13 protein-coding genes are annotated in these 15,697 nt (G+C 64.8%); 9 read left to right on the top strand and 4 right to left on the bottom strand.

All coding sequences use genetic code 11. From position 1 onward, the window contains the following. Nucleotides 1-8: 8 nt before the first annotated feature. The 4 genes from AB7Z56_RS25365 to AB7Z56_RS25380 form a co-directional block, all read right to left on the bottom strand. Entirely contained in the window at nucleotides 9-2,858 is a 2,850-nt protein-coding gene (locus AB7Z56_RS25365; RefSeq protein WP_063983677.1) for a beta strand repeat-containing protein, read from the bottom strand. Between the two features lie 498 nt (nucleotides 2,859-3,356). Next, the gene (locus AB7Z56_RS25370; RefSeq protein ID WP_028147753.1) at nucleotides 3,357-3,845 is read right to left on the bottom strand and encodes a hypothetical protein; all 489 of its coding nucleotides are present in this window, start codon (nucleotides 3,843-3,845) and stop codon (nucleotides 3,357-3,359) included. Nucleotides 3,846-4,011: 166 nt separating this feature from the next. Next, complete coding sequence (locus AB7Z56_RS25375) at nucleotides 4,012-4,464, bottom strand: DNA polymerase III subunit chi (RefSeq protein ID WP_014495779.1); 453 nt, start codon at nucleotides 4,462-4,464, stop codon at nucleotides 4,012-4,014. A gap of 6 nt (nucleotides 4,465-4,470) precedes the next feature. After that, nucleotides 4,471-5,970 carry a leucyl aminopeptidase gene (locus AB7Z56_RS25380; RefSeq protein WP_063983678.1) on the bottom strand — a complete coding sequence of 500 codons (1,500 nt, stop codon included), beginning with the start codon at nucleotides 5,968-5,970 and terminating at the stop codon, nucleotides 4,471-4,473. Nucleotides 5,971-6,311: 341 nt separating this feature from the next. On the opposite strand from AB7Z56_RS25380, the gene lptF reads away from it, so the two are divergent. The 9 genes from lptF to AB7Z56_RS25425 all read left to right on the top strand — a co-directional run bounded on the left by lptF (nucleotide 6,312) and on the right by AB7Z56_RS25425 (nucleotide 15,676). Beyond that, complete coding sequence (gene lptF / locus AB7Z56_RS25385) at nucleotides 6,312-7,481, top strand: LPS export ABC transporter permease LptF (RefSeq protein ID WP_063983679.1); 1,170 nt, start codon at nucleotides 6,312-6,314, stop codon at nucleotides 7,479-7,481. Beyond that, complete coding sequence (gene lptG, locus AB7Z56_RS25390; protein WP_063983680.1) at nucleotides 7,478-8,575, top strand: LPS export ABC transporter permease LptG; 1,098 nt, start codon at nucleotides 7,478-7,480, stop codon at nucleotides 8,573-8,575. The genes lptF and lptG overlap by 4 nt, the downstream gene beginning before the upstream one ends. Next, the gene (locus tag AB7Z56_RS25395) at nucleotides 8,575-11,061 is read left to right on the top strand and encodes an LPS-assembly protein LptD (RefSeq protein WP_063983681.1); all 2,487 of its coding nucleotides are present in this window, start codon (nucleotides 8,575-8,577) and stop codon (nucleotides 11,059-11,061) included. Before lptG ends, AB7Z56_RS25395 begins: the two co-directional genes overlap by 1 nt. Before the next feature lie 68 nt (nucleotides 11,062-11,129). Next, complete coding sequence (locus AB7Z56_RS25400) at nucleotides 11,130-12,065, top strand: SurA N-terminal domain-containing protein (RefSeq protein WP_208086436.1); 936 nt, start codon at nucleotides 11,130-11,132, stop codon at nucleotides 12,063-12,065. Continuing rightward, nucleotides 12,065-13,099: a 4-hydroxythreonine-4-phosphate dehydrogenase PdxA gene (pdxA, locus tag AB7Z56_RS25405; RefSeq protein WP_441256465.1), complete on the top strand. Its 1,035-nt coding sequence runs from the start codon at nucleotides 12,065-12,067 to the stop codon at nucleotides 13,097-13,099. The genes AB7Z56_RS25400 and pdxA overlap by 1 nt, the downstream gene beginning before the upstream one ends. Next, nucleotides 13,099-13,956 carry a 16S rRNA (adenine(1518)-N(6)/adenine(1519)-N(6))-dimethyltransferase RsmA gene (rsmA, locus tag AB7Z56_RS25410; RefSeq protein WP_063983684.1) on the top strand — a complete coding sequence of 286 codons (858 nt, stop codon included), beginning with the start codon at nucleotides 13,099-13,101 and terminating at the stop codon, nucleotides 13,954-13,956. Before pdxA ends, rsmA begins: the two co-directional genes overlap by 1 nt. 22 nt (nucleotides 13,957-13,978) lie before the next feature. Next, nucleotides 13,979-15,037: an alcohol dehydrogenase gene (locus AB7Z56_RS25415; protein ID WP_063983685.1), complete on the top strand. Its 1,059-nt coding sequence runs from the start codon at nucleotides 13,979-13,981 to the stop codon at nucleotides 15,035-15,037. A gap of 168 nt (nucleotides 15,038-15,205) precedes the next feature. Next, complete coding sequence (locus tag AB7Z56_RS25420) at nucleotides 15,206-15,367, top strand: Flp family type IVb pilin (RefSeq protein WP_354131206.1); 162 nt, start codon at nucleotides 15,206-15,208, stop codon at nucleotides 15,365-15,367. Nucleotides 15,368-15,439: 72 nt separating this feature from the next. After that, nucleotides 15,440-15,676 carry a hypothetical protein gene (locus AB7Z56_RS25425; RefSeq protein WP_354131205.1) on the top strand — a complete coding sequence of 79 codons (237 nt, stop codon included), beginning with the start codon at nucleotides 15,440-15,442 and terminating at the stop codon, nucleotides 15,674-15,676. Nucleotides 15,677-15,697 lie beyond the last annotated feature (21 nt).

A 15,697-nucleotide genomic window follows, 5' to 3' on the forward strand; every position in this document is an offset into this window, starting at 1 on the left:
GCCTAGTGTCAGGCGTGCTGCGGCGGTGCGAGGGTCTGGCTCTGCGCCGCGTGTGGATCGGGCAACGGCATCTCGCCGTGACCGTCACCTGCCGGAACGAGGTTTGCCGCCATGGCCTGGTTGAGCAGCATCGCGGCCGCCATCGCCCCGCCCCCGTTGATGACGACGTTGTTGCCGGGGCCACCGTCGAGGACGTCCTGTCCGCCGCCACCGATCAGCACGTCGTCACCCGCCCCGCCCGCGAGCGTGTCGTTGCCGGGGCTGCCGATCAGGACGTCATCGCCATTGCCGCCATTGGCGACGAGCTGGATGCCGCCGTGCAGACCGGAGGCCGTGATGACGTCGTCGCCATCGAGGCCGTTGATCACGATCCTGTCACCTGTGCCGGCATCGGTGATGTTGATGTCCTGGCCAAGCCCCGACACCGTAATGATGCCGTCGTGCTCGGTCACCGTGATGACGTCGCTGCCGCTGGTTCCGTTGATCGTCACCGTATCCGCGGCGCCGTCATTGGCGCCGAGGTCGAGGTTGACCTGATTCACGCCGGTCCCGGAGAGGTCGCCGACCGTGATGTTGTCGGCACCACCGAGGGCGTTGAAGTTGATATGCTCGACGCCGTTGAGGTCCATCGCGATGGCAGCAACATCGCGGGTGAACAGCACCCGGCCGCCATTGGCCGAGATGTTGATGTTCTCGTTGATGTTGGCGCCGTTGAACAGCAGCGTATCGGTACCCTTGCCGCCTTCGACAATGTCGCTGCCGTCGCCGGGATTCCAGACGAAGGTATCATCGCCAGCGCCGAGAAGAGCGACGTCGTTGCCGCGGCCGCCGTTCACAATGTCATTGCCGGCACTGCCGGTGATGGTGTCGTTGCCGTCACCGCCGTTGATGTTGAGGCTGAACGGCTGCCCCGCCTTGATGGACGAGGCATTGATGACGTCGTTACCGCCTCCGCCGTTGACGGTCAGGACGTCACCGGCATCGGCGTGAGCGATGGTCACCTGCGCCGCAAGGCCGTTGACAACGATCGATCCGCCAGCGGTCGTGACCGAGATGTTGTCATCGCCTGCGGTGCCGTTCACGGTCACACGATCTGCCGCACCGTCACCACTCTGGCTGCCGGGGCCGGCACTGAGGTCGATCGCCACCTGCGTGACGCCGGTGCCGGAGAGATCGTTGACGGTGATGTTGTCGGCGCCGCCGGCGGCAGCGATCTGCACATGCTCTACGTCGTTGAGATCCATGGTGATGGCACCGACGTCGCGGGTGAGAAGCGCGCGGCCGCCATTCGCCGAGATCGACATGTTCTCCGCGACATTGGAGCCGTTGAACACCAGCGTATCCGTTCCCGCGCCACCTTCGACGGTGTCGCTACCGTCACCGGGATTCCACGTGAAGAGGTCGTCGCCTGCGCCGAGAAGAGCGACGTCGTTGCCGCTGCCACCGGTGACCTTATCGTTTCCGTCGCCGCCGATCAGGGTGTCGGCGCCCTGACTGCCGGTGATGGTATCGTTGCCCGCGCCGCCGTCGATGGTCAGCCCAATCGCCGCAGCAAGTAGCGATGCATCGATGACGTCGTTGCCGCCGAGCGCCTGGATCACCAGCCGGTCGTTGGCAGCTTCCGCATTCGCGATCGTCACGACTTCGGGCAGGCCCGTCACCGTCACGGTCGTCCCGTTGGACGTGACCTCGATGTGCTGGCCGCCGTTAGTGCCGTTGACGGTCACCGTGTCGGCCGCGCCGTCGCCTTGCGTGCCGCCGGGAACGGCTCCGAGATCGACCAGCACCTGCTTGACGCCGGTCCCGGAGAGATCGCCGACGGTGATGTTGTCGGCGCCGCCGCGTGCATCGAATTCGATCTGCTCGATGCTGTTGAGGTCCATCGTGATGTTGGCGACGTCGCGGGTGAAGCGCACCCGGCCGCCATTGGCCGAGATGTTGATGGTCTCGTTGATGTTGGCGCCGTTGAACAGCAGCTTGTCGTTGCCCGATCCGCCTTCGACCGTGTCGCTGCCGTCGCCGGGATTCCAGATGAAGGTGTCGTCGCCCGTCCCTAGTTGCGCGACGTCGTTGCCGCGCCCGCCATTGACGATGTCGTCGCCGCTGCCGCCGATCAGGAGGTCATTGCCGTCGCCGCCGGTGATCCTGTCGTTGCCGGCGCCGCCGTCGAGCGTCAGCGAGATCAGGCTGGCGAGTCCATTGCTTGCGGTGATGACGTCGTCGCCGCCGCCGGCGTGCAGCACGAGATTCTCCGTCGTGCCGATGTCGAGCGAAAATGGCGCGGCGCCTGTCCCATCGAATCGCACGCGCGTGCCGTTCGCCGTGATCGTGAACGTCTCCGGGTCATTGCTTCCGTTGACCTGCGCGGTGTCGTTGCCGTCACCGCCCTCGAACAGGTTGGTGCCGCCCCCCGGATTCCAGATCATGAGGTCGTTGCCCGCTTCGCCGAACAACTGGTTGTCGCCGCTGCCGCCGTCCAGCGTGTCGTTGCCCGCGCCGCCGAACAGCAGATCGTTGCCGCCGCCGCCCTTGATCGTATCGTCGCCGGCCTGCCCAAACAGCAAATCGGCACCTGAGCCGCCCGTGATCCTGTCATTGCCGTCGCCGCCGAAAATGTGCACCGCGGGCATTGGGCCGTTGGATTCGTTAACGGTGATCGTGTCGTCGCCGCCCTGACCGAAGATGTCGATCTCATTGGTGTTGGCCACGGTGGGATCGCCACCGATCGTCTTCACCTGCCCGTTATTGATGAGAATGCGGCCCGACTTGTCGCGGCTGATCACGACGCCGTTATTGGCGCTGTCGCCGAAAATGGTGAGCTGGCCCGTAACCGGGGAGAAAACAGAGGTAGTAGACATCCAAATATTCCTTCGATCGATCTAGCCCCTCCCCTCGATGCGTAGCAGTGGTGCGGATGTCTTACTTGAAGCACTGCTTTAGACACGCGTGATTATTCTGGAGATTTCCTCCAGTTTTCCTCCGGGCTGGTTTCGACAGCGGATGCAAACGCTCTCACATCACGAATTGCCGATCACTTATAACGGCAGCGTGACTTTCGAAGGCGCGCGCGAGTCCCACCAACACATTGATGCGCGCGCAGAAGCCACAGCTCGAAGCGACGACGCATTCGTTTTGATGAGATGGCGAATTCGATCGGTGCTCTCGTGCGCCGGACACAGCGCAGCACGATAGTGGTGCGCTGCTGAGCCGGGGCTCATGATCGAGAGAGACTGGATCGAGAGAGACTTGATCGAGAGAGACCTGGTCCCGGCTCTGCGCAGCAGCCCATAGCGCGTCGAAGACGCGCGTGAACGCGCTGATGGCGCTGCAGCGCGTCCGGGACGCGAGAGTTCGCCTTACGCCGACTTCTTCTTCGGCTTCGGCTTGGTCGCCTTCGGCATGACAGGCGCTTCCGGCGTGCCCTCGATCGAGGACAGACGGCCGGACGTGAAGGTGTAGATGCCTGCGCGCGGACCGGTGCTCCAGGTGACCACGGCAACGCGCCGACCGGCGGCATCACTGGAGAGATTGACGGTCGAGGGCGCCCCGATGCCGCGCACCACATCGCATTCGGTGTGACCGAGCGCGACCGTGCCGCCCATGGGCGCCGGCGCCGTCGTCGAAGCATTGGCGTCAGCCGGCCCAGGGGGCGGCGTCATGCCGGGACAGGCGCCGTCGGCGCTGACCAGATCCTCGGCCGTCACGGGCTTGTCGGGGGTCAGTGGTGGCGATTCGATTGAGATGCTCTTGATGAACAGGCGGCTCGGCGTGTTGAACCACTGGGCATCCTTGGACAACAGGTCGGTCCCCGAGCAGCCCGCGAGCAGCGGTGCTACGGCAGCCAACGCAACTATGAGCGAGCTGGGAAGCTTTTGATGTCGCACGATAAACTAAATTCCCCGCATGAAGGACCGGCCCTAAGCGATTGTCCCAACATCACTTTGCGGCACGAAGGTGACAAAAGCCAGCATCGCCCGAAAAGTGCAAATTATCATTAATTGCAGACGACCGCTAATTCCGGCGCTGCCAACGGCCCCGTTCGTCGGCCTGCCAATAGGTGACATCAAATCCCCGCGCCTTGCAATCCGTCCAGGCGCTCCGGGCAAACGCCAGCGCATCCGGATCGTCGCCGTTGAACAGCAGCACCATGCGTTCATAGCCCTGCGCGTCCTGCGGCAGCGCGGCGTTGTCGACCAGGAAGCGGACATTGGCGCCGTTGGGATTGTCCTCCTCGATCGCCAGCACGATCGGCTGATCGGCGGCATCGTTCACGCGCCATGTCGCGTGCGGCAAGAAGGAATCGTCGCGGTAGGTCCATAGGTGCGCGTCGAGCGCGTCGGCGCGCTCCGGCGAGGTCGACTGCACCACGACGCGCCAGCCGCGCTCGAGCGATTTCTCGAGAAGCGGCGGCAACACGTTCTCCACCGTCATGTTTTGCAGATGGTAGAAAAGGACTTCGGTCATCTCAGATCATTTGCGCTCGTAGTGGTCGGCGACCAGACGGTCGAGCAAACGCACACCGTAACCGCTTCCCCAGCTCTGGTTGATATCGGTCTTCGGCGCGCCCATCGCGGTGCCGGCGATGTCGAGATGCGCCCAGGGCGTGCCGTCGACGAAGCGCTGGAGGAACTGCGCCGCGGTGATCGAGCCGCCGTGGCGGCCGCCGGTGTTCTTCATGTCGGCGAACTGGGAATCGATCAGCTTGTCGTATTCGGGGCCGAGCGGCATGCGCCAGACTTTCTCTCCGCTCTCGATGCCGGCCGCGAGCAGACGGTCGGCGAGCTCGTCATTGTTGGAGAACATGCCGGCATGCTCGGTGCCGAGCGCGACCATGATCGCGCCGGTCAGCGTCGCCAGATCCACCATGAATTTCGGCTTGGTCTTTTTCGCGACGTACCAGAGCACGTCGGCGAGCACGAGGCGGCCTTCGGCGTCGGTGTTGATGATCTCGATGGTCTGGCCCGACATCGAAGTGACGATGTCACCCGGCCGCTGCGCATTGCCGTCGGGCATGTTCTCGACGAGGCCAATGGCGCCGACCACGTTGGCCTTGGCCTTGCGCGCGGCGAGCGCGTGCATCAGGCCGACGACGCAGGCGGCACCGCCCATGTCGCCCTTCATGTCCTCCATGCTGCCGGCCGGCTTGATCGAGATGCCGCCGGTGTCGAAGCAGACACCCTTGCCGACGAAGGCGACCGGTGCCTCGCCCTTCTTGCCGCCGTCCCAGCGCATGATCACGGTGCGGCTCGGCCGCGACGAACCCTGGCCGACACCGAGCAGCGCGCCCATGCCGAGCTTGTCCATCGCCCTGACGTCGAGCACCTCGACCTTGACGCCGAGCTTGCGGAGCAGGCCTGCGCGGCGCGCGAACTCCTCGGGGAAAAGCACGTTCGGCGGCTCGTTGACGAGGTCGCGCGCGATGATCACGCCGTCGACGACATGGCCGGCCGAGGCAAACGCCTTCTTCGCCGCGGTGGCATCGCCGACCGCAAGCGAGACGTCGGCGCGCAAGCCGCCCTCCTCGCCGTCTTTCTTTTTCGTCTTGTAGCGATCGAACTTGTAGGCGCGCAGCCGCAGGCCCGAGGCGATCGCAACCGCCTGCTCGCTGGTCATGGCGCCATCAGGAAGTTCCGCGATGATGGTCATGGCAGCGGCCGCGGCCGAAAGCTTGCTCGCCGCCACGCCGCCGAATTTGAGGAAGTCGTTCGCCTTCAGGCTCGCCGCCTTGCCGGCGCCGATCACGACCAGGCGGGTGGCCTTCACCCCCTCCGGCGCCAGGATGTCCAGCGCGGCGCCGCTTTTGCCCTTGAAGCCGGCGGCGGAGGCCGCCCGCTTGACCAGCTCAGTGGCGCCACCGAGTGCCTTGGCCGTCGCCGGACCGAGCTTCAGAGTGTCGTCGCAGAACACGACCAGAATGCCACGGGCGGCAGCAGACAGCGGGACAAAGCCGACCTTGATGGCATCGGACATGGGTAACTCCTTCAAAACATCGGGCTTTTCGTCGCTGGGCGGACCCGGCCACGGGCCGGAGCTGAACGACGATTCACTGGACTTTCCCCACTATGGGCCACCGGCGCGGTGGCTGCCAAGCACCCCCGTGGCCGCCGGGCCACAACGAGGGAAATATTAACCATATATTGACGGCGCCACGGGGCAGCCATTTTGTTGATGGATCAAAGGGATGGTAGTGAGAGAGTAAGCCGGTGGAAGAGGTGGTTGGCCGACCTTGGGGATCTCCTGATCGGGGATTGGTTGGGCAGCCGAACTTCCGGCCTGCATTGGGGCGCTGGTGGGGATTCGTGCGGTAGCGCATGGGGTCAATCGATAGGTATATCTTCCGCACGACGCTGGCGTCGTTTGCGCTGGTCCTGGTCAGCCTCACCGGCGTGATCTGGATTACGCAGGCGTTGCGCGGCATCGACCTGATGACGAGCCAGGGTCAGACCATCCTGACCTTCCTCGGCATCACCAGCCTCGTCGTGCCGGCACTGGTCCTGATCATCTCGCCGATCGCGCTGATGATCGCGATCTCGCACACGCTGAACAAGCTCGCGACCGATTCGGAGATCATCGTGATGAATGCCGCCGGCTTCTCGCCGTTCCGGCTGTTCTATCCGTTCTTCTACGCCACCTGTGTCGTGGCGCTGCTGGTCGCCTTCATCGCGGCCTATCTCGCCCCCGACGGCATGCGGCGGATCAAGCAGTGGGACGCCGAGATCACCGCCGACGTGCTCACCAACATCCTCCAGCCCGGCCGCTTCGCCCAACTCGACAAGAACCTCACGATCCGGATCCGCGAACGCCAGCCCGGCGGCATCCTCGCCGGGATCTTCATCGACGATCGCCGTGATCCTAACGAGCGCGTCTCGATCGTCGCCGAGCATGGCGAGGTCGTGAAGAACGACAACGGCTCGTTCCTGGTGCTCAAGGACGGCAATCTCCAGCGCTTCGAGGCCGGCAAGCGCGATCCCGCGCTGGTGGCGTTCGGCCGCTACGGCTTCGACATGTCGAAATTCTCGGGCCAAGGTCACGACGTCACCCTCGGCATCCGCGAGCGCTATCTCTGGGAGCTGTTCTCCCCGTCCGAGGACGATCCGGTCTACAAGCAGATTCCCGGCCAGTTCCGCTCGGCTCTGCACGACAGCCTGCTGGCGCCGATCTATCCCTTCGCCTTTGCCGTGCTGACCTTCGCCTTCCTCGGCGCGCCGCGCACCACGCGCCAAAGCCGCAACTTCTCGATCGGCGGCTCCGTGATCGCCGTGTTCGGCCTGCGCATGGCGGGATTCGCCTGCTCGGTGATGGCGGTGAAGTCGCCTGGCCCAGTGCTGTTCCAATACGCGATGGTCCTGGGCGCCATCGGTGTCGGGCTGTGGTTGATCATCGGCGGCATCGTGGTCGAGCCGCCGCCCCGCCTCATGGAGGCCATCAACAGGTCGAACGCGCGCATCGCGCGGCTGTTCGGGCGGCCGGCCGCCGCATGAGCATGCTCACCAACACCCTCGGGCGCTATTTCGCCGGACGCTTCGTCGTCGCGGCGCTCGGCGTGTTCGCGGGCATCTTCCTGCTGCTGGTGCTGGTCGACTACATCGAGATGGTGCGCAAGACCTCAGGGCTCGCATCCGCCTCCGCGATCATGGTGGCCGAGACCTCGCTGTTCCGGGTCCCGCAATTGCTGGAGAAGCTGACGCCGTTCTGCATGCTGATCGGCGCCATGACCTGCTATCTCGCCCTCTCCCGCCGGCTCGAGCTCGTGGTCGCGCGCGCCGCCGGAATCTCCGCGTGGCAATTCATCTCGCCGGCTCTCGGCAGCGCGCTCCTGATCGGGGTGATCGCCACCGTCGCCTACAATCCGATGTCGGCGAACCTGCGCGAGCTGTCCAAGCGCATGGAAGCCGAGCTGTTCGGCTCGGCCCCCGGCGGCGGCATCCAGGACGCCTCCGGCTTCTGGCTCAACCAGGTCACCAATGACGGCCAGGTCATCATCAACGCGGCGCGCAGCGAGCAGCAGGGCGTCCGGTTGACCGGCCTGACCCTGTTCCGATTCGATACGGACTGGCATTTCAAGGAGCGGATCGAGGCGCGCGAGGCGGCGCTGGAGTCCGGTCACTGGCTGTTCAAATCGGTGCGCCGCTTCTCGCTGGATTCGCCGCCGATCGACCAGGCGACGTTGGAGATTCCGACGACGCTGACCGAAGCCCAGATCCGCAACAGCTTTTCCACACCCGAGACTGTGTCCTTTTGGCAACTACCGAGCTACATCCGCTCCTCGGAGAGCTCGGGCTTCGCGACAGCCGGCTATCGACTCCAGTATCACAAGCTCCTGGCACAGCCGTTTTTGCTGGCCGCCATGGTGATGCTGGCGGCTTCCGTGTCGTTGCGTTTCTTCCGGATGGGCGGCGTGCAGAAGATGGTTTTGAGTGGCGTGGGCGCAGGCTTTCTGCTCTACGTTTTGTCGAAAGTGACTGAAGACTTGAGCAAGGCTGAGTTGATGCATCCGATCGCTGCGGCGTGGTTGCCCGCGGTGGTGGGCGGCCTCACCGGCTTTTTGGCCTTGTTGTATCAGGAGGACGGTTAGTGACTGCCGTCCATCGAGGGCTCGTGTCTTGTTTGACGCAGCGTACTGTGGTGCGCGCGAACGGATACGGCTTGTCCATTCGCAGGCTCCTGCTGGCCGTCGCCGCCGTGGCGTCGCTCGGCGGGCTGATGGACGTTGCGGCCGTGACGCCGGCCTCCGCTCAGAGCTTCACCTACAATCCGCTGCCGCCGCGTGCGAAGCCGCCGAAGGTCGCCAACGACAACCAGATGCTGGTTCAGGCGACCGAGGTCGACTACGACTACAACAATTCGCGCGTCTCCGCGGTCGGTAACGTCCAGCTGTTCTACAACGGCACGAGCGTCGAGGCCGACAAGGTCATCTACGACCAGAAGACCAAGCGGCTGCATGCCGAAGGCAACGTCCGCATGACGGATGCCGACGGCAAGATCACCTATGCCGAGATCCTGGATCTCTCCGACGACTACCGCGACGGTTTCGTCGATTCGCTGCGCGTGGACACCGCCGACCAGACCCGCATGGCGGCGAGCCGCGCCGACCGCTCCAGCGGCAACTACACGGTGTTCGAGAACGGCGTCTACACGGCCTGCGCGCCGTGTAAGGACGATCCGAAGAAGCCGCCGCTGTGGCAGGTCAAGGGTGCGCGCATCATCCACGACCAGCAGGAGAAGATGCTGTATTTCGAGACGGCACAGCTCGAATTCTTCGGCGTGCCGATCGCCTACATGCCCTATTTCTCGACGCCCGACCCGACCGTGAAGCGCAAGACCGGCTTCCTGATGCCGGGCTTCACGTCGAACACGCCGTTCGGCTACGGCGTCGAAGTTCCGTTCTACTGGGCGATCGCGCCCGATATGGACATGACCTTCAGCCCGCGCATCACCTCCAGGCAGGGCGTGCTGTTCCAGGCCGAGTACCGCCAGCGCCTGATGGACGGCGCCTACCAGATCCGAGTCTACGGCATCGACCAACTCGACCCCGGCGCACTCGCCGGCCAGCCCGGCGACCGCCAGTTCCGCGGCGCCGTCGACACCAAGGGTCAGTTCGCGCTGAACGACAAGTGGGTCTGGGGCTGGGACGGCGTCGTCATGTCCGACTACTACTTCTTCTCGGACTACCGCCTGTCGCAATACCGCGATCCGCTGGGCTCGTTCCTGTATCTGCCGACTGACGCATTGTCGCAGCTCTATCTGACCGGCGTCGGCAATCGCAGCTTCTTCGATGCGCGCACGATGTACTGGCTGAGCTACTCGGGCAACCAGAGCCAGGTGCCGATCGTCTATCCCGTGATCGACTATTCGAACGTGCTCAACTATCCGGTGTTCGGCGGCGAGTTCAGCTACAAGACCAACTTCACCAACCTGTCGCGTGACACGGCGGTGTTCGATCCGATCACCACGCTCGCCAATACCGCCAGCCTGTGCACGACGACGTCGGCCGATCCGCTCGCGCGCACGCCGTCGCAGTGCTTGCTGCGCGGCGTCCCCGGCACCTACACCCGCCTCACGGCGGAAGCGCAGTGGCGCAAGTCCTACACCGACCCGTTCGGCGAGATCTGGACACCGTTCGCCAGCCTCCGCGCCGACGCGATCAACGCCTCGATCTCCAACCAGCCGGGCGTGTCGAACTACCTGCCGGTCGGCGACACCCAGGCGTTCCGCCTGATGCCGACCGTCGGCCTCGAATACCGCTATCCCTTCATCAACGTTCAGCCCTGGGGCTCGACCACCATCGAGCCGATCGCGCAGGTCATCATCCGGCCGAACGAGCCCTATGCCGGCAAGTTCCCGAACGAGGACGCCCAGAGTATGGTGTTCGACACCTCGAACCTGTTCAGCGTCGACAAGTTCTCCGGTTACGACCGCGTCGAGGGCGGCGGCCGCGCCAATGTCGGCGTGCAGTCCACCACGCAGTTCGACAAGGGCGGCGCCGTCAAGGTGCTGTTCGGCCAGTCCTACCAGCTGTTCGGCCTGAACTCCTACACGGTCCAGGACACCATCAACACGGGCCTTGATTCCGGCCTCGACAAGCCGCGCTCGGATTACGTGGCGAGCGCCAGCTACTCGCCCAACAGCACCTACACGTTCAGCGTCCGCTCCCGCATGGACGAGCAGACCTGGAACGTGCAGCGCTTCGAGGCGGAAGGCCGCGCCAACTTCAATCGCTGGTCGGTCAGCATGATGTACGGCAATTACGCCGAGCAGCCGGAGCTCGGCTATCTGACGCGGCGCGAGGGCATCCTGACCTCGGGCTCGATCAAGGTCGCGGCCAATTGGGTGGTGACCGGCTCGGCGCGCTGGGACCTCGAGGCCAACAAGATCAACCAGTATGTGCTCGGAGCGGGCTATGTCGACGATTGCTTCGTGCTCGGCGTGAACTATGTAACTTCGTATAGTTACTCTGCGGGCACGGCGCCGCCCGTGCTGAACCACGCGTTCATGTTCCAGATCGGCCTGCGCACGCTGGCGACCTCGACGGGGTCCAGCTCGTCCGCCGGCTACCAATGAACCGTCTGAAATGACGGCCGGGCTCTCCCGAGAGCGAGCTCATCCCGGCTGACATGCGAGCGATAATCATGACGACCCAATTGCCTGTTTTTCGCCTCCTCCTCGCCATCGGTGCCGGGCTGATCCTCACCGGCCTGCCCGCGCCGTCGCGCGCGCAGAACATCGTCGTGATGGTCAACGGCGACCCGATCACCGATTTCGACATCGAGCAGCGCTCCAAGCTCGACCAGCTGACCACGCAGAAGACCCCGAGCCGCCAGGACGTCATCAACGAGCTGATCGACGACAAGGTGAAGCTCAAGGAAGGCAAGAAATACGGCGTCGACCCCGGCATCTCCGACATCAACCAGTCCTACGAGGGCATGGCGCAGCGCATGCGCATCACGCCGGATCAGCTCACCAAGTCGCTCGAGGTCAAGGGCGTCCGCCCCGAGACGCTGAAGGGCCGCATGAAGGCCGAGATGGTCTGGACCAGCCTCGTACGCGGCCGCTTCAAGGAGAAGCTGATGGTCGGCGAGCGCGACGTCGCGCAGGCCGTGCAGGCCCAGACCGGCGACAAGCTCCAGATCGAGGGCACCGAGTACAAAATGCAGCCGATCGTGCTGATCGTGCCGCGCGGCTCGTCCCCGGCGTTCCTGGAGACGCGGCAGAAGGAAGCCGAGACCTATCGCTCGCGTGTCGGAAGCTGCGAGGAAGCCAATTCGCTGTTCCGCTCAACGCCGAACGCCACCATCCGCGACACCGTCACCAAGACCACCGCGGAACTGCCCGAGGCGCTTCGCAAGGTGCTCGACGACACCCAGATCGGCCACCTGACCGCGCCGGAGGTCACCAAGGCGGGCATCGAGATGGTCGTGCTGTGCTCGCGCAAGCCGACCATGATCGACACGCCGAAAAAGCGCGAGGTCCGCGAGAAGATGTATTCGGAGAAATACGAGAAGACCCAGAAGGCCTATCTCGATGATCTCCGGAAAGCGGCGATGATCGAATATCGCAACCGCTGATGGCCAACTTCGCCTTAGAACCTTCCATCAAGCCTTCGAAGCCCCTCGCCCTGACCCTGGGAGAGCCCGCCGGCATCGGCCCCGACATCACGATCGCAGCCTGGCTCAGACGCCGCGAACTGAACCTGCCCGCCTTCTATCTGCTCGGCGACGAGGCCTTCGTCGCTCGCCGCGCCAAGGCCCTCGGCGCCGATATCCGGATTGCCTCGGTAAGCGCCGGCGAGGCCGCAGCCGTCTTCACCGAGGCCCTGCCCGTGGTCGCAACGGGTGAGAGTGCGACAGCCGAGCCCGGCAAGCCCGATGAAGCGAGCGCGCCGGCCGCGCTCGCTTCGATCCGGCAGGCGGTCGCCGACGTCCGTGAAGGCCGCGCCGGCGCCGTCGTCACCAACCCGATCGCCAAGAGCGTGCTCTACCGCTCAGGCTTCCGCCATCCCGGCCACACCGAATACCTCGCCGAGCTCGCCGCAAAGAACGGCCGCGTGCCGCAGCCGGTGATGATGCTGTGGTCGCCGCGGCTCGCCGTGGTGCCCGTGACCATCCACGTCTCCTTGCGCGATGCGCTGGCCCAGCTCACCAGCGAGCTCATTGTCTCGACCGTGCGCATCGTCGCGACCGAGCTGAAATCCCGCTTCGGCATCGAAGGGCCGCGCATCGCGATCTCCGGCCTCAACCCGCATGCCGGAGAGGACGGCTCGCTCGGCCACGAGGAGCAGACCGTGATTGCACCAGCGCTCAAAGCGTTGCGTAGCGACGGCATCGAGGCGAAGGGACCGCTCCCTGCCGACACCATGTTCCACGAGGCCGCACGCAGCACCTATGACTGCGCCGTCTGCATGTACCACGACCAGGCGCTGATCCCGATCAAGACGGTCGCCTTCGACGACGCGGTCAATGTCACCCTCGGCCTGCCCTTCATCCGCACCTCGCCCGATCACGGCACCGCGTTCGACATTGCCGGCACGGCCAAGGCCAATCCGGCAAGCCTGATCGCCGCGCTCAAGCTCGCAAGCCGCATGGCGGCTGCGCAAAGCTGATGAGCGCGATCGACGACCTCCCGCCGCTTCGCGAGATCATTCGCCAGCACGCACTGTCGGCACGCAAATCGCTGGGGCAGAACTTCCTGCTCGACCTCAATCTCACCGCGCGCATCGCGCGTGCCGCCGCGCCGCTCGAGGACTCCACCATCGTCGAGATCGGTCCCGGCCCGGGCGGGTTGACGCGCGCGTTGCTCGCGCTCGGCGCCAAACGCGTCATCGCCATCGAGCATGACGAGCGCGCGATCCCTGCCTTGCAGGATATTTCCGCGCGCTACCCTGATAGGCTCGAGATCGTGCATGGCGATGCCATGACCTTCGACCCGCGTCCGCTGCTCAATGGCGAAAGAACCAAGATCGTCGCGAACCTGCCTTACAACATCGCGACCCAGCTCCTGATCGGCTGGCTCACGACCGACCCCTGGCCGCCCTGGTACGACATGATGGTCCTGATGTTCCAGCGCGAGGTCGGTGAACGGATCGTGGCGCGCGAGGACGAGGAGGCCTATGGCCGCCTCGGCGTGCTCGCCAACTGGCGCTGCGAGACGAAGATCCTGTTCGACATTTCGCCGTCGGCCTTCGTGCCGCCGCCGAAGGTCACCTCCTCCGTCGTGCGGCTGGTGCCGCGCGCAGAGCCCCTGCCTTGCGATCGCAAGCTGCTCGAACAGGTCGCAGCCGCCGCTTTCGGGCAGCGCCGAAAAATGCTGCGACAAAGCCTGAAATCGCTTCAAGCGGATCCCGCTCGCCTTGCCGCGGCCGCAGGTGTCGATGCGACGCGGCGTGCCGAGACCATCCCGATATCAGGCTTTGTTGCCATGGCGCGTGAATTGGCGGATATACGAAAGCAAGCTGGATAACAGGAATTTCGGAGGAAGGAATATGGCGTTGATGCGTCGGCAGTCCCTGGTCAAGTTCGATGCGCCGTTGTGCGAGACCATCGTCGACACGCCGAAGCCGAAAGGCGCCGAAGTGCTGGTGCGCATCGAGCGCTGCGGCCTCTGCCATTCCGACCTGCACATCCAGGACGGCTATGCCGATCTCGGCGGCGGCAAGAAGCTCGACACCACGCGCGGCATGACGCTGCCCTTCACGCTCGGCCACGAGATCGCGGGCGTGGTCGACGAAGTCGGCTCGGACGTGCCGGCGAACCTTGTCGGAGCCAAGAAGGCGGTGTTCCCGTGGATCGGCTGCGGCCAGTGCCGCGACTGCGCCAATGGCGACGAGAACCTTTGCGCGAAACAGCGCTTCCTCGGCGTCTCCATCGACGGCGGCTTCGCCACCCACGTGCTGGTGCCCGACGCAAAGTACCTGCTCGACTACGATCCCCTGCCCGTCAACCAGGCCGCGACCCTGATGTGCTCCGGCGTGACCGCCTACGGCGCGCTCAAGCGCCTGGTCGACCGCCCGCGCCAGCGCAATCTGCTGCTGATCGGTCTCGGTGGCGTCGGCATGATGGGCCTGTCGTTCGCGCAGGCGATGTTCAAGCAGCCGATCACGGTGGCCGATCTCTCGCCGGCCGCACGCGAGACCGCGCTGAAGAACGGCGCAGCCGTCGCCTACGATCCGTCCGAGCCCGACGTGATCAAGCGCATCCTGAAGGAAACCGAGGGCGGCTTCGACGAGGTGGTAGATTTCGCCGGCAATGAGAAGTCGATGGCCTTTGCCGTGGCGGTCGCCGCGCGCGGCGGCAAGGTCGTCGTCTCCGGCCTGATGGGCGGCCAGTTCACCCTGCCGATGGTGCAATGGGTCTACAAGCGCCTGACCGTCGAAGGCTTCATGGTCGGCACGCTCGCGGAAGCCCAGGAGCTGATGGCGCTCGCCCGCGCCGGCAAGATCAAGCCGACGCCGATGCGCGAGGAGCCGATGGGCGACGTCCAGAAATGGATCGACGAATTGCGCGCCGGCAAGGTCGTCGGCCGCATCGTGCTGAAGAACTGACGCGCCGGAACATCTGGACAGGCTTGGCGGCGGGATGAGGTCTCGCCGCCGTTTTTTCCTCCGCCGAATTAGCCCGGAATTGATCCAAGCCCCGGTTCCAAATAGGGGAACCGGCACATCGCGAACTAAAGTCCTCGCCAGCTTTCTCTTTGGAATTCTGGTGAGGCCATGCAGACCATCCGCCGCTTCCTGGCCGATGAAATCGCAGCCACTGCGATCGAATACGGCCTGATCGCAGCCGGCATCGCGCTCGCGATCATCGCCGTGGTCAACAATCTCGGCTCGTCGTTGAAGTTGAAGTTCGGCTCGATCAGCACCTCGCTGAAGTAGCGAGAATCCAGCCCGCGCGCTGAAGGCACGTCGCCGCGCGGAACGGCTGCGGCCACACCGCGTTGGCAGCGCATGTCCATTCGTTGCACCGTCGAAAGCGCATTCTTCATCGCCTGGAGTTTCCTGGAGCAGAGCGGCGAGCTCGGGCCTCCGGACGAGACCGCCAACACCATTCTGGATGCCATCGAAGCGCAGCTCAGGACCGGTGAGCGCCGGCAGTTGATGCTCGCCAACAACGCGATCGGTGCCTACCGCAAGCAGGTGGCCCAAAGCCGCCTCCTGGCCGAACGCCAGATCCGTCTCGGATAAGAGCCCGCGGCGCCCCACAAG

Source organism: Bradyrhizobium sp. 482_C4_N1_8, from assembly GCF_052075965.1.
Classification (GTDB): domain Bacteria; phylum Pseudomonadota; class Alphaproteobacteria; order Rhizobiales; family Xanthobacteraceae; genus Bradyrhizobium; species Bradyrhizobium barranii.

Excerpts from the sequence above, each read along its gene's own strand:
- AB7Z56_RS25365 (WP_063983677.1), bottom strand. The coding sequence starts at position 2,858 with ATGTCTACTACCTCTGTTTTCTCCCCGGTTACGGGCCAGCTCACCATT.
- AB7Z56_RS25375 (WP_014495779.1), bottom strand. The coding sequence starts at position 4,464 with ATGACCGAAGTCCTTTTCTACCATCTGCAAAACATGACGGTGGAGAAC.
- AB7Z56_RS25380 (WP_063983678.1), bottom strand. The coding sequence starts at position 5,970 with ATGTCCGATGCCATCAAGGTCGGCTTTGTCCCGCTGTCTGCTGCCGCC.
- lptF (WP_063983679.1), top strand. The coding sequence starts at position 6,312 with ATGGGGTCAATCGATAGGTATATCTTCCGCACGACGCTGGCGTCGTTT.
- lptG (WP_063983680.1), top strand. The coding sequence starts at position 7,478 with ATGAGCATGCTCACCAACACCCTCGGGCGCTATTTCGCCGGACGCTTC.
- AB7Z56_RS25400 (WP_208086436.1), top strand. The coding sequence starts at position 11,130 with ATGACGACCCAATTGCCTGTTTTTCGCCTCCTCCTCGCCATCGGTGCC.
- pdxA (WP_441256465.1), top strand. The coding sequence starts at position 12,065 with ATGGCCAACTTCGCCTTAGAACCTTCCATCAAGCCTTCGAAGCCCCTC.
- rsmA (WP_063983684.1), top strand. The coding sequence starts at position 13,099 with ATGAGCGCGATCGACGACCTCCCGCCGCTTCGCGAGATCATTCGCCAG.
- AB7Z56_RS25415 (WP_063983685.1), top strand. The coding sequence starts at position 13,979 with ATGGCGTTGATGCGTCGGCAGTCCCTGGTCAAGTTCGATGCGCCGTTG.
- AB7Z56_RS25420 (WP_354131206.1), top strand. The coding sequence starts at position 15,206 with ATGCAGACCATCCGCCGCTTCCTGGCCGATGAAATCGCAGCCACTGCG.
- AB7Z56_RS25425 (WP_354131205.1), top strand. The coding sequence starts at position 15,440 with ATGTCCATTCGTTGCACCGTCGAAAGCGCATTCTTCATCGCCTGGAGT.